General features: G+C 65.3%; 10 protein-coding genes and 1 tRNA gene. 7 read left to right on the top strand and 4 right to left on the bottom strand.

The window, feature by feature from the left end:
• Nucleotides 1–66: 66 nt before the first annotated feature.
• Nucleotides 67–765, bottom strand: a complete 699-nt coding sequence (locus ACOHWE_RS07115) for a fumarylacetoacetate hydrolase family protein (protein ID WP_420665263.1) — start codon at nt 763–765, stop codon at nt 67–69.
• 196 nt (nt 766–961) lie between these two features.
• On the opposite strand from ACOHWE_RS07115, the gene ACOHWE_RS07110 reads away from it, so the two are divergent.
• Entirely contained in the window at nt 962–3,043 is a 2,082-nt protein-coding gene (locus tag ACOHWE_RS07110) for a putative bifunctional diguanylate cyclase/phosphodiesterase (protein ID WP_420665261.1), read from the top strand.
• 35 nt (nt 3,044–3,078) lie between these two features.
• On the opposite strand, the gene trhO is transcribed toward ACOHWE_RS07110, so the two are convergent.
• The gene (trhO, locus tag ACOHWE_RS07105) at nt 3,079–3,990 is read right to left on the bottom strand and encodes an oxygen-dependent tRNA uridine(34) hydroxylase TrhO (RefSeq protein WP_420665260.1); all 912 of its coding nucleotides are present in this window, start codon (nt 3,988–3,990) and stop codon (nt 3,079–3,081) included.
• Nucleotides 3,991–4,168: 178 nt separating this feature from the next.
• Between trhO and pncA the strand changes: the two genes are divergently transcribed.
• The 3 genes from pncA (at nt 4,169) to pncB (ending at nt 8,556) form a co-directional block, all read left to right on the top strand.
• Nucleotides 4,169–4,765: a bifunctional nicotinamidase/pyrazinamidase gene (gene pncA, locus ACOHWE_RS07100; RefSeq protein ID WP_420665259.1), complete on the top strand. Its 597-nt coding sequence runs from the start codon at nt 4,169–4,171 to the stop codon at nt 4,763–4,765.
• A 104-nt stretch (nt 4,766–4,869) separates the two neighbouring features.
• Nucleotides 4,870–7,203, top strand: a complete 2,334-nt coding sequence (locus tag ACOHWE_RS07095) for an ATP-binding protein (RefSeq protein WP_420665258.1) — start codon at nt 4,870–4,872, stop codon at nt 7,201–7,203.
• Nucleotides 7,204–7,266: 63 nt separating this feature from the next.
• A complete protein-coding gene (gene pncB / locus ACOHWE_RS07090; RefSeq protein ID WP_420665256.1) occupies nt 7,267–8,556 on the top strand; it encodes a nicotinate phosphoribosyltransferase in 1,290 nt (429 codons plus the stop codon).
• 130 nt (nt 8,557–8,686) lie between these two features.
• Here pncB and ACOHWE_RS07085 read toward each other — a convergent pair.
• Nucleotides 8,687–8,762: transfer RNA gene (locus ACOHWE_RS07085), tRNA-Lys, on the bottom strand.
• 188 nt (nt 8,763–8,950) lie between these two features.
• Here ACOHWE_RS07085 and dapF point away from each other — a divergent pair.
• The 3 genes from dapF to ACOHWE_RS07070 all read left to right on the top strand — a co-directional run bounded on the left by dapF (nt 8,951) and on the right by ACOHWE_RS07070 (nt 11,690).
• Complete coding sequence (gene dapF, locus ACOHWE_RS07080) at nt 8,951–9,799, top strand: diaminopimelate epimerase (RefSeq protein WP_420665255.1); 849 nt, start codon at nt 8,951–8,953, stop codon at nt 9,797–9,799.
• On the top strand, nt 9,796–11,058 hold the full coding sequence (mtaB, locus tag ACOHWE_RS07075) for a tRNA (N(6)-L-threonylcarbamoyladenosine(37)-C(2))-methylthiotransferase MtaB (protein WP_420665253.1): 1,263 nt from the start codon (nt 9,796–9,798) through the stop codon (nt 11,056–11,058). The genes dapF and mtaB overlap by 4 nt, the downstream gene beginning before the upstream one ends.
• Before the next feature lie 194 nt (nt 11,059–11,252).
• Entirely contained in the window at nt 11,253–11,690 is a 438-nt protein-coding gene (locus ACOHWE_RS07070) for a glyoxalase superfamily protein (RefSeq protein WP_420665252.1), read from the top strand.
• Nucleotides 11,691–11,852: 162 nt separating this feature from the next.
• Here the strand turns inward: ACOHWE_RS07070 and ACOHWE_RS07065 are convergent, their stop codons facing one another.
• Nucleotides 11,853–12,647 (bottom strand): cytochrome c1, encoded by a 795-nt coding sequence (locus tag ACOHWE_RS07065; protein ID WP_420665250.1) that lies wholly within the window; start codon nt 12,645–12,647, stop codon nt 11,853–11,855.
• Nucleotides 12,648–12,650: the final 3 nt, after the last annotated feature.

Here is a 12,650-nt window from a genome sequence, read left to right as displayed (position 1 = left end):
AACAATCCTGCGCGCTGGCAGCGCCAAAGCTTGCGTCATTGCGCAGCAGGCCAGACGAAAGCCAGATCATTCCGCCGCAGTGAGCGCCAGCTCCACCGGTTCAAGACCGTCGATGCCGCCGCGCAGGCGGTCCCCGGCCGCCACCGGCCCGACCCCGGCTGGGGTGCCCGTCAGCACCAGATCACCCGGCCGCAGGTGATAGAATCCTGAGAGGTGGCTTAGCAGGTGCGCCACCGGCCAGACCATCTCGGACAGGTGCGCGTCCTGGCGGGTCTCGCCGTTCACCTCCAGCCAGATGCGCTGCGCCCCCGGCCCGCCCCAGTCGGCGGCGCGGGTGATTGGGCCGAGCACGGTGCCCGCCTCCACGTCCTTGCCCAGATCCCACGGCCGCTGCTTCTGGCGCTCGCGCTGCTGCAGGTCGCGCCGGGTCATGTCGAGCGCGCAAGCATAGCCGAAGACTGCCGCCATAGCCGTCTCCGGCGGAGCCCGGAACAGCGGCGCGCCGACCGCCACCGCGAGTTCCATCTCGTGATGGAAGTTCTCCGTGCCGGGAGGATAGGGCACTTCTGCCCCGGCCAGGACCGCGTTGGCGGCGGACTTGGTGAAATAAAAGGGCGCCTCCCGGTCGACTTCGTTGCCCATCTCCGCCGCGTGGGCGGCATAGTTGCGGCCGACGCAGAAGATCCGCCCGCAGGGATAGCCCGCCCGCGCCCCCTTCACCGCGATCACCGGTGCCGCCGGCAATTTGAAAAGCGTATCGGCCATTGCCCATCCCCTGTTTGCTATTGGCGCGCAGCCTGCCGTGAAGCGGCGCCCCCCGCAAGTGCGGCCGGTCGGCAAGGATAAAGATACCGTGCAAATGCATAAAATCGGCGGCGTATCGCCTTGGCGTCTTGTGAACTTGTTAACCCCGCGCATGAGACGGAGTTTGCGGAAATTTTGCGATTGGGGCGCCCGAAGCATGTACCGAGTCATCGACTGCCTGACCAATGAACACAGTCTCGCCTTGGTGGGAGCGGCGGCCGTCGTCTGCATCATCGGTTCCTGGCTGTCGGTGCAGCTGGGCCAGCGGCTCCTGGACGCGCAAGGGCGGCGGCGGCTGGTGCAGCTGGGGCTGAACAGCCTAATCGCGGGCGCCACTATCTGGTCCACCCATTTCATTGCCATGCTCGCCTATGAGCCAGGCTACCCGGACGGCTACGAGCCGGTGGCCACCGGCCTTTCGTTGGGGGTGGCGGTGATCGGCATGGCGCTGGCCAACAGCATCCTTGGCTTTGCCCCCCGCCGCATTGCGGGCGGCCTGGCGGGTGCGGTCTTCGGCCTGTCGGTCTCCGCGATGCACTACACCGGGATGTCGGCCTATCTGCTGCCCGGGAAGATCCTTTGGTCGCCCGGGCTGCTCGCGGCCTCGGTTCTGCTCGGTCTCCTCCTCGGAGCGGCGTCTTGGCTGTGCCTGCCCATCCCCGGGCTGCGCTACCGGCGGGTGAAGGCCGCGGCGCTGATGGTGGCAGCAATCTGTGCCATGCATTTCACCGGCATGAGCGCCATCCGCATCGAGCTCTCGCCGGCTGTTTCCGTGCCAGCGCAGGTGATCTCCGATGCCACCCTGGCGATGCTGATCTTTGCGGTGATGGGGCTGATCCTGCTGGTCGGTTTCGCCGCCACCAGCATCGAGGAAAACCTGGAAAACGAAGCGCGCGGCCAGCTCCGGCACGCCGCGCTGCATGATCCGCTTACGGGAATGAAGAACCGCATGTGGCTGAACCGCAAACTGGCCGAACTTACTCCCCGGCTGGAGCGCGGCGGCAGTGAGGCGGTGGCCCTCCTGACCATCGATCTCAACCTGTTCAAGGAAGTGAACGATCTCTATGGCCATGCTGTCGGCGACGAGGTTCTGAAGACCGCCGCCAGCCGCATCGGCGCCGCGCTGGAGCGCGATGAATTTGCCGCCCGCGCCGGCGGGGACGAATTTGTGGCCATGAAACGCGGCTTCCGCCATATCGAGGAAGTGGCTGCCTTCGCTGAACGCCTGCACGCCGCGATCATCGAGCCGGTCGATCTGGAAGACGCCTCGGTCCGGGTCGGCGCTGCGATCGGCGCCGCCACCAGCCTGCATGACGGCACGGTGCCGCGCGACCTCCTGCACAAGTCCGACCTTGCCATGTACCGCGCAAAAACTGACGACGAGCACCACATCTGCTTCTACAACGAGGACATGGACCGTCAGAGCCGTGACAAGCTCTTACTGATTCACGACCTGCGCCAGGCCTGCGCGGAGGACCAGTTCGAGCTGGTCTATCAGCTGCAGAACGACCTCACCTCGCTTGAGCCGGTGGGCTTTGAGGTGCTCCTGCGCTGGAACCACCCGGAGCGCGGCCTGATCGGCCCCGACGAATTCATCCCGGTCGCCGAGGAGACCGGCCTGATCCGCGAGATCGGCCATTGGGTGCTGCGCACCGCCTGCCGTGAGGCGGCCAGCTGGCCCCGCTCCTACAGCGTCGCCGTCAACGTGGCGCCGCAGCAGCTGGTGCAGCCCTCCTTCATCGAAATGGTGATGGACATTCTGATGGAAACCGGTTTGGCCCCCGAACGGCTGGAGCTGGAGATCACCGAGGCCAGCATCATCGACGACCAGACCCATACGCTGCGGGTGATGCACAAGCTGAAGAGCCTGGGCATCCGCATCGCGATGGACGATTTCGGCACCGGCTATTCGTCGCTCGCGATGCTGCAGACCTTCCCCTTCGACAAGATCAAGATCGACCGCAGCTTCGTCCAGGACGTCCACAAGGACGAGCAGCGCGCCGCCATCGTGCGCTCGACCCTGCTCCTGGGCGCCGCGCTCAACATCCCGGTGCTGGCCGAAGGCGTCGAGGTGCAGGACGAGCTGGATTTCCTAAGGACCGAGAAGTGCAATTCGGTGCAAGGGTTCTACTTCGGCAAGCCGATGAGCCGCGCAGAAATGCTGCAACTGATCGCCCGGCACATACCTGAGGACGTGCCGGACACAGGGCCGGACACCTTCCGCAGCGCAGTTTCCTGAGTTCTTCCGCCCAGCTGCGCCGCTCCGTGCCGGAATTAGAGCGGGATTGATCCCAGGTGGTCCTCGCCGCGCTCACGGGCCAGCTGCATCTGCTTCTGGCGCTCACGGAACCGGGCTTTGTCCTCTTCCGAAGTCTCGTCGATGCACTGGTGGCAGCTCACCCCCTGCTCGAACCCGGGCCGGGCCTTGTCTTCTAGCAGGATCGGCCGGCGGCAGCCGTGGCACAACTCGTGCGGCCCCTCGACCAGCCCGTGGCCGACCGAGACCCGGTTGTCGAAGACAAAGCATTCGCCCTTCCAGCTGCTGTCCGCCTCCGGCACCTCCTCCAGGTAGCGCAGGATGCCGCCCTTGAGGTGATAAACGTCCTGCACCCCCTGCCCAAGCAGATAGTTGGTCGATTTCTCGCAGCGGATGCCGCCGGTGCAGAACATCGCGACGCGCTTGTTGTGGAAGCGGTCCTTGTTGGCCTCCCACCAAGCGGGGAAGTCGCGGAAGCTTTCGGTCCTGGGGTCGACCGCGCCCTCAAAGGTGCCGATCGCCACCTCGTAATCGTTGCGGGTGTCGATCACCACCACATCGTCCTGCCGGATCAGGTCGTTCCAGTCCTTCGGCTCGACGTAATGCCCGACCGAGGCGCGCGGGTCGACGTCCGGCTGGCCCATGGTGACGATCTCGCGCTTCAGGCGTACCTTCATCTTGCCGAAGGGCGGCTCGGAAGCAGTGGCTTCCTTCCACTCCAAATCCGCACAGCCCGGCAGCGCGCGGATATGCGCCAGCACCGTATCGATCCCGGCCCGCGGGCCCGCGATGGTGCCGTTGATCCCTTCCTGCGCCAGTAGCAGCGATCCTTTCACGCCTTGCGCCTGGCACAGCTCCAGAAGCGCGGGCCGGATCGCGGAGGGGTCGGGGAAACGGGTGAAGTGGTAGAGGGCGGCAATCGTGTACATACCGCCGCCCTTAGTCCCAACCGCGGCATTTTTCAAGCCCAAGCAGCTGCGCCCCAGCCCAGCAAAACAAGGGTTTTTGCTGCATCTTTGCCGCCCTCCGCAATCGCCGCCGCAGATGCGGCCGTTCCCATTCCACCGCCATCCGGCTAACTATGGAGAAGCAGCAAAGGAGCCCGCCATGTCTGACGCCCTGATTGTGATCGACGTGCAGAACGATTTCTGCCCCGGCGGAGCCCTCGCCGTTCCGGGCGGCGACGAGGTTGTCGCCCCCATCAACGCGATGATGGACCGATTTGAAACCGTGCTCCTGACCCAGGACTGGCACCCGGCCGGGCATTCCTCGTTTGCCTCCTCCCACCCCGGCAAGGCCGCATTCGAAACGGTAAAGATGCCCTATGGCTCCCAAGTACTCTGGCCCGACCACTGCGTGCAGGGAAGCCGAGGCGCCGCTTTCCACAAGGACTTGCGCACCGATGGCGACCTCATCCTGCGCAAGGGGTTCCGCGCCGCGGTGGACAGCTATTCCGGCTTTTTCGAGAACGATCAGACCACTCCTACCGGACTCGACGGCTACCTGCGCAGCCGCGGCATCACCCGGCTGACGCTGGCCGGACTGGCCACCGATTTCTGCGTCGCCTTCACTGCGCTGGATGCGCGGCGGCTGGGATTCGAGGTCACGGTGGCGCTGCCCGCCTGCCGGGCCATCGACCTCGACGGATCGCTGCAAACGGCCCTGCAGCGAATGCGGGACGCCGGCGCGGAGTTACTCCGATAGACTGAATAAGCAAATTCTTAACGCGCGTCTGCCTAACCTCACCCTGCGTTATCGAGTGGCAAGGTTTTCGGATGCAGCACATGGAAAGCCCCTCGGGCGGCCCTATGGCCAGTTTTCAGCACAGATACGGCGCGCAGGAGCTTCTGCTGCGCTACGCCCGCCGCCGGGTCCAGCAGTTCCGCAGCCGCCTGCTGCTCACTTTTGTGGCTTGCCTGCTGATGCTGATGGCGGTGCCGCCGCAGGTGGCGGCCGCGGCCTTCGCACTTGCGGTGACGGGGGATTCCGCAGATTGCCTGCTGCTTAGACGGGCGGAGGCGCTGCTGCAGCGCGGCCTGCCGCTGCCCTGGCTGCGGCGGTTCACAGCGGCCTCGTCTTGGGTGCAAGCGCTGACGTTCTCGGCCGGAGTGGCGCTCAGCTACTACGCGGTCCCCTCCCGCCCGCACGGAGAGGCTCTCAGCGAGCCGTTATTCGCGACCGGGCTGCTGTTCGGCGCCGCCATTAACGTCTGCTTCCTGCTGCCCTACCACCGCTCCGCCATCACGCTGAAGCTGCTGACCTACGGGGCGCTGCCCGCGGCTTTACTGGCCGAAGAAATCCTGCACGGCGCCGGCACTGCGCATTCGACGGAATTGCACATTGCGGGGCTTGGGCTGATCTATGCCTCCCTGCTATGGCTCCTGGCCTACGCGAGCCGGAATTTCGAGCAGACCCGCAGCCAGATGCTGGCCCACGCCGCCCATCAGGAGGAGTTGGAGGCCGCCTACACAAGGCTCTCCGAGCAGCAGAAGGAGGCGCGCCAGCTGGCTTTGGTTGCCCGTCATGCTAACGACAGCGTGATCCTGATGGACCGCGAGGGCAGGATCACCTGGGTCAACGACAGCTTCACCCGCATCACCGGCTACAGCTTCGAGGAGGCGCTCGGCGAAAGGGCCGGTGACCTGCTGAACAGCGGAGACACCGATCCCGCCACCATCCGTACGCTGCGCGACTGTGTGGAGCTCGCAAAACCTGCACGGGTGGAGATCCGCAACCGCCGCAAGGACGGCCGCCTGATCTGGATCGAGACCAGCCAGGTGCCGATGCTCGACAGCGACGGCCGTCTGGAAACGCTGATCGCGGTGGAACGCGACATCACCAGCGCCAAAGACTACGCCGAGACGCTGCTGCAGGCCCGCCGTACCGCCGAGGATGGCGCCCGCGTCAAAGAAGAGTTCCTCGCCACCATGAGCCACGAAATCCGCACGCCGATGAACGGCGTGATCGGCATGGCCCAGCTTCTTCGCGACAGCCCGCTGGACGAAGATCAAAAGCTTTACATCGACACAATCCTCAGCTCCGCCGACACGCTGCTGGTGCTGATCAATGACGTGCTGGATTTCTCCAAGATGGAATCCGGCCAGATTACCCTCAGCGGAACTGAATTTGACCCGCGCATCTGTTTCGAAGAAACCATCCGCCTGCTGCACGGACAAGCCGCGAACAAAGGCTTGGAACTGGTGCTTGACATCGGGGACAGTGTGCCTGCCCGGCTGCATGGCGACGACCGCAGAATCCGGCAGATCCTGATGAACCTGGCCGGCAACGCCATCAAGTTTACCGAGCGCGGCCGGGTTCTGGTCACGCTCGACGCGGAGCCGGAAGAGGAGGGATGCGGGCTGGTCTGCACCGTCTCCGACACCGGCATAGGCATTCCCCGCGATATGCAGGACGAGATCTTCGAACGTTTCTCCCAAGCCGACGCCGCGATCAGCCGCCGCTTCGGCGGCACCGGGCTGGGTCTGGCGATCTCGCGCCGTCTGGCCGAGATGATGGGCGGCACTATCACCGTGGCCTCGGAACTGGGCGTCGGCTCATGCTTCACAGTACGGCTGATGCTGGATCAAGCCGGCACGCCGCAATCCGCCCCAGCGCTGGACCCCGCGCCGGATCCTTCCGCGCCCTGCGCCGCCGCGGCCACCGCCGGCGAGCCCGGTCCCGCCCCGGCGGCGCCAGCCGCCGTGGCGGCAGCGCCCCGCAGTGCACCGGGGATCTCCGGCGCGGTTTCCGCCCTGACCGGGCTGCGGGTTCTGATCGCGGAGGACAACCAGATCAACCGGGTGCTGCTGGAAAAATTTCTCGAGAACACGCCGGTCACGCTCAGCTTTGCCCACGACGGCGGCGAAGCGGTGCAGAAGTTCTGCGAAACCGCTCCCGACATCATCCTGATGGACATGTCGATGCCGGTGATGGACGGGCTGGAGGCGACCCGCACGATCCGCAGCCAGGCCCGGCCGCAGCCCGCCATCGTGGCGCTCACCGCCAACGCTTTCGACAGCGACCGCGACGCCTGCATCGCGGCCGGGATGGATGAATTCCTGACCAAGCCCATTGACAAAGCAAGCCTGCTTGCGGTGCTCGCCCAAATGGCGCCGCGGGCGCAGGCGCGGCGGGCCGGCTGATTTCCTTTGCCCCCAAACGCAGGCTATCCTATCAACCGATGACCCAATCTGCAGAGGCCGCCGGTGGATATTGCAACCCGTGTCTACAATCACAAATGGAAGATCGACCCGATCGTCCGCTCCCTGATCGACACCGATTTCTACAAGCTGCTGATGTGCCAGTCGGTGTTCCGCAACAAGCCGGACACCACGGTGACCTTTTCGCTCATCAACCGTTCGGCCCATGTGCCGCTGGCCCGGCTGATCGACGAAGGCGAACTGCGCGAGCAGCTAGATCATATCCGCTCGCTTTCGCTCAGCCGCGGCGAGAGCACTTGGCTGCGCGGCAACACTTTCTACGGCAAGCGCCAAATGTTCCGCCCGGATTTCATGGAATGGTTCGAGGGGCTGCGCCTGCCGCCATACCACCTGGAACGCAAGGGCGACCAGTACGAGCTGACGTTCGAGGGCAAATGGCCCGAGGTGATGATGTGGGAAATCCCCGCCCTCGCCGTGCTGATGGAGCTGCGGTCGCGCGCGGTGATCAACAGCATGGGCCGCTTCGAGCTGCAGGTGCTCTACGCCCGGGCGATGACAAGGGTGTGGGAGAAAATCGAGCGCCTGCGCCAGTGCGCTGGCCTTACCATCGCCGATTTCGGCACCCGCCGCCGCCACTCCTTCCTTTGGCAGGACTGGTGCGTGCAGGCGATGATCGAGGGGCTGGGGGAGAAATTCACCGGCACCTCCAACTGCCTGATCGCGATGCGCCGGGAAGTGGAGGCAATTGGCACCAACGCGCATGAGCTGCCGATGGTCTATTCCGCGCTCGCCGAAAGTGACGCCGAACTGGCCCAGGCGCCCTACGACGTCCTGTCGGACTGGCATGACGAGCACGAGGGCAACCTGCGAATCATCCTGCCCGACACCTATGGCAGCAAGGGCTTTCTGGATAATGCCCCGGACTGGCTGGCCGGCTGGACCGGCATCCGCATCGACAGCGGCGACCCGGTGAAAGGCGCCGAAACTGCGATCAACTGGTGGCGCGAGCGCGGCGAGGACCCGGCGCAGAAACGGGTGATCTTCTCCGACGGGCTCGACGTGGAGCAGATCCTTGCACTGCACGGCCAGTTCTCGGACCGCACCAAGGTTTCTTTCGGCTGGGGCACACTGCTGACCAACGATTTTCGCGGCCTCGTGCCGAACAATGCGCTGGCGCCGTTTTCGCTGGTGTGCAAGGCGGTTGCGGCGAACGGCCGGCCAACGGTGAAACTCTCCGACAACCCGGAGAAGGCGATGGGCCCGAAGGACGAGATTGAACGCTACAAACGCGTCTTTGGCGTCGGCGAGCAGGAGCGCCAGGAGGTCATCGTCTGATCCGGACCGGCAGCCAGCAGCTGCCGCGGCCAGCGGCAGCGGCGCCCCGGCGCCGCCCGCAGCCAGCACCGGCCATGAACAGCAGCCTGAAGGCTGCGTTCCGCTGGCGCACATTGTCCGGGGGAGGAAGTGGTGAGCCGTGCAGGATTCGAACCTGCGACCCACTGATTAAAAGTCAGTTGCTCTACCAACTGAGCTAACGGCCCACTTCTTCGTCGCGGTCTAAGCGTTTTTCCCAAGAGGTTCAAGCGCTTATTTCGCTTCGGGCTGGCTTGGCAGCGTGTGCCGCGCTGTCCCGATAGGCGGCGTATCTAGGGGGAGTAGCGCAGGGGGTCAACCCCTTTTTTTCAACTTTCTCGCAGCAAGGCTGGATTCATCTTTGGCACGGGTCTATATGCCCGCCATGAGCACTCCGGCAGATACCGCTTTCCCTTTCATGAAGATGCACGGGCTGGGCAATGACTTTGTCATTGTCGACGCGCGCGCCCGCGCGGTGGAGATTACCCCGGCGCTGGCCAGGGGCATCGCGCACCGGCAGTTCGGCGTGGGATTCGACCAGCTTACGGTGATTGCGCCGGGCGAGGGCGGGGCGGATGCGCATCTGGTTTTCTACAACGCCGACGGCTCCACGTCGGCTGCATGCGGCAACGCCACCCGCTGCGTCGCGCGCCATCTGATGGACGAAAGCGGCAAGACCGAGCTGCGTCTCACCACTGGCCGCGGCTCCCTGACCGCGCGCGATGCCGGGGATGGGCTCACCTCCGTCAACATGGGCTTGCCGCAGCTCGATTGGCGGGACATCCCGCTGGCCGAGGACGCGGACACGCTTGAGCTGCCTATCGAGGGCGGCCCGACGGCTACCGGTATGGGCAACCCGCATTGCACCTTTTTCGTGGAAGATGCCGAGGTGATCCCGCTGGAGGAATTCGGCCCCCGCTACGAGCACCACCCGCTCTACCCGGAGCGCGCCAACGTGCAGGTGGCGGAAGTGACGGGCAGGGACCGGCTCCGCATGCGGGTCTGGGAGCGCGGTGTGGGCGTGACGCTGGCGTCGGGGTCCTCCTCCTGCGCCGCCGCAGTCGCGGCTGCGCGCCGTGGCCTGACGGGGCGTAGGGTTCAGGTCGACCTGGACGGCGGCACGCTGTGGATCGACTGGCGCGAGGACGGCGTCTGGATGACCGGCCCCACCGTCCACGTCTTCACCGGCAGCCTCACCGCTGCCTTCCTGGAGAGCCTGGCATGAGCGCGCCCAAGTTCACCACCCTCGGCTGCCGGCTGAACGCCTACGAGACCGAGGCAATGAAGGAGCTGAGCAAGCACGCGGGCCTCACCGGCGCCGTGGTGGTCAACACCTGCGCGGTGACGGCTGAAGCTGTACGCAAGGCGCGCCAGGAAATCCGCCGCCTGCGCCGGGAAAACCCCGAAGCGCCGATTATCGTTACCGGCTGCGCCGCCCAGACCGAGCCCGAGACCTTCGCCGCGATGGAAGAGGTCACCCGCGTCATCGGCAACACCGAGAAGATGCAGGCCGACACCTGGGAACAGATCGCCAAGGGTCCGGATTTCATCGGCCGGACGGAGAAGGTGCAGGTCGACGACATCATGTCGGTGAAAGAGACTGCAGGCCACCTGATCGACGGCTTCGGCACCCGCTCGCGCGCCTACGTGCAGGTACAGAACGGCTGCGACCACCGCTGCACCTTCTGCATCATCCCCTACGGCCGCGGCAACTCCCGCTCGGTGCCCGCAGGCGTGGTGATCGACCAGATCAAGCGGCTGGTGGACAAGGGCTACAACGAGGTGGTGCTGACCGGCGTGGACCTCACCTCCTGGGGCGCCGACCTGCCGGCGCAGCCGCGGCTGGGCGATCTGGTGATGCGGATCCTGAAGCTGGTGCCGGACCTGCCGCGGCTGCGGATCTCTTCCATCGATTCGATCGAGGCGGACGAGAACCTGATGCAGGCGATTGCCACCGAACCGCGGCTGATGCCGCATCTGCACTTGTCCCTGCAGCACGGCGACGACCTGATCCTCAAGCGCATGGCGCGCCGCCACCTGCGCGACGATGCCATTGCCTTCTGCGAGGAAGCCCGCCGCCTGCGCCCCGAAATGACCTTCGGCGCCGACATCATCGCGGGTTTTCCGACCGAGACCGAGGCGCATTTCGAGAACTCGCTGAAGCTGGTCACCGATTGCGGCCTGACCTGGCTGCACGTCTTCCCCTACTCCAAACGCGAGGGCACCCCGGCGGCGAAAATCCCGAAACAGGTGAACGGCAAGGTCATCAAGGAGCGCGCCGCCCGCCTGCGCGCCGCCGGCGATGCCCAAGTCGCACGCCACCTCTCGGAGCAGGTGGGCCGGACCCACCATATCCTGATGGAAAACCCGCACATGGGCCGCACCGAGCAGTTCACCGAGGTGGCCTTCGCCGCCCCCCAGCAGGAAGGCGCGATCGTCACCGCCACCATCCGCGGTGTGGCCGGCACGCAACTCGCGGCCTGAAGCGCTCGCCCGGGCTTGAGAGCGCGCCCGCTTGGCTTTAGGATCGTTCGCGGGTGCCGGATACCCGCCGCTCGCGGCCTGTGGCCATGGTGAAATCCGGGAGTGACATTCAGCTGACGCCCGCGCGCAGGCCGGGATAGCAAGGCGAGCCCTATCCGCAATGGCACCGCGCGCCAGACGCGAAAGGCTCTCCCATGAAGTCACCCTCCGCCCTCCCATCTCTCCAGCAGCTCAAGACCGAAGCCCGCCTGCTGCGCAGAGAAGCAGCGAAAAACGGCCCTCCGATCCCCCACGCGACCGCGCTGGAGCGCATTGCGCATTACTACGGTTACCGGGACTGGAACACATTGCGCGCCCGCGCTTCCCGTACACCCGGGTTCCAGATCGGCATGCGAGTCGAAGGCCGCTACCTCGGCCAGCGCTTCACTGGTGAAATCCTCAGCCTTTCTGCCCTTGGCTGCCAGGGCCACCGGCGCATTACCCTGAAGTTCGACAGCCCCGTCGATGTGGTGCGCTTTGGCAGCTTCTCCAACCTGCGCCAGCGGGTTTCGGCCACCATAGACGGCAGTGGCCGCTCACCGCAGAAAGCCTCCGGCGGCATACCACACCTGTTGATCGACACCCTGCACTGAAACCGGAGGCGCCTGAAGGCCCGGCGCCACTTTCTGACCCGAAATACCCCGGGGTGAATGCGCGCCTGGCGTGCAGAGGGGCAGCGCCCCTTCCCCGCAGGGAAAGCAAAAACCCCCGCGCCTTTCGGAGCGGGGGTTTCACTTTCACGGCTGAGCAATTGATCAGCTCAGGTGTTTGCCCTTGTGCGGCGCCCAGATGCGCTTGTTGGTGAGATACAGCAGCACCGACAGCAGCGTCAGGAACAGCACGCCGACAAAGCCTGCCTGCTTGCGTGCCATCATCTTGGGCTCAGCGGTCCACATCAGGAAAGCTGAAACGTCCTTCGACATCGCCTCGACATCGTTGGCGTGGCCGTCGGCAAATTCGACCTGTTCGTCCGACAGCGGCGGCGCCATCGAGATCCAGCCGCCCGGGAAGGCGGTGTTCTCGTAAAGCGTGACGCCCGCTTCGGTCTTGCTCTCGCCGGTATAGCCGGTCAGCAGCGACGCGATGTATTCCGCACCGCCCATGCCTTTGAACATCTGGTTCAGGCCGAGGCCATAGGGGCCGTGGAAACCTGCCCGCGCCTTGGCCATCATGCTGAGGTCCGGCGCACCGGCGTTGTTGTTTTCCGGGAAGTGATCGACCGGCTTGGCCGGGCGGTCCTCATCCAGAACCGGATCGTAGACGGTGAAATACTCCTCTGCATACGCACGCACCTGATCCTCGGGCAGCTGCGGGCCGCCTTCGTCGGACAGGGTGCGGATCGGCACCTGCTTCAGCCCGTGGCAGGCCGCGCAGACCTCGGTGTAGACCTGCAGGCCGCGCTGAAGCTGGTTGCGGTCATAGGCGCCAAACGGCCCCTCGAACGAGAAGTCATAGTCGGTGATATGCTGTTCGCCGCCGCCTGCTGCGAAAGACGCAGCAGGGATCAGGGCCAGAGCGAAGGCGGCACCGGTTGCCAGTTTCTTGAACATAGT

Origin of the sequence: Cribrihabitans neustonicus (assembly GCF_048820895.1) — a bacterium.
In the GTDB taxonomy this organism is placed as follows: domain Bacteria; phylum Pseudomonadota; class Alphaproteobacteria; order Rhodobacterales; family Rhodobacteraceae; genus Cribrihabitans_A; species Cribrihabitans_A neustonicus.
This window is presented reverse-complemented; position numbering and strand designations above follow the sequence as displayed.

Excerpts from the sequence above, each read along its gene's own strand:
- ACOHWE_RS07115 (WP_420665263.1), bottom strand. The coding sequence starts at position 765 with ATGGCCGATACGCTTTTCAAATTGCCGGCGGCACCGGTGATCGCGGTG.
- ACOHWE_RS07110 (WP_420665261.1), top strand. The coding sequence starts at position 962 with ATGTACCGAGTCATCGACTGCCTGACCAATGAACACAGTCTCGCCTTG.
- trhO (WP_420665260.1), bottom strand. The coding sequence starts at position 3,990 with ATGTACACGATTGCCGCCCTCTACCACTTCACCCGTTTCCCCGACCCC.
- pncA (WP_420665259.1), top strand. The coding sequence starts at position 4,169 with ATGTCTGACGCCCTGATTGTGATCGACGTGCAGAACGATTTCTGCCCC.
- ACOHWE_RS07095 (WP_420665258.1), top strand. The coding sequence starts at position 4,870 with ATGGCCAGTTTTCAGCACAGATACGGCGCGCAGGAGCTTCTGCTGCGC.
- dapF (WP_420665255.1), top strand. The coding sequence starts at position 8,951 with ATGCCCGCCATGAGCACTCCGGCAGATACCGCTTTCCCTTTCATGAAG.
- mtaB (WP_420665253.1), top strand. The coding sequence starts at position 9,796 with ATGAGCGCGCCCAAGTTCACCACCCTCGGCTGCCGGCTGAACGCCTAC.
- ACOHWE_RS07070 (WP_420665252.1), top strand. The coding sequence starts at position 11,253 with ATGAAGTCACCCTCCGCCCTCCCATCTCTCCAGCAGCTCAAGACCGAA.
- ACOHWE_RS07065 (WP_420665250.1), bottom strand. The coding sequence starts at position 12,647 with ATGTTCAAGAAACTGGCAACCGGTGCCGCCTTCGCTCTGGCCCTGATC.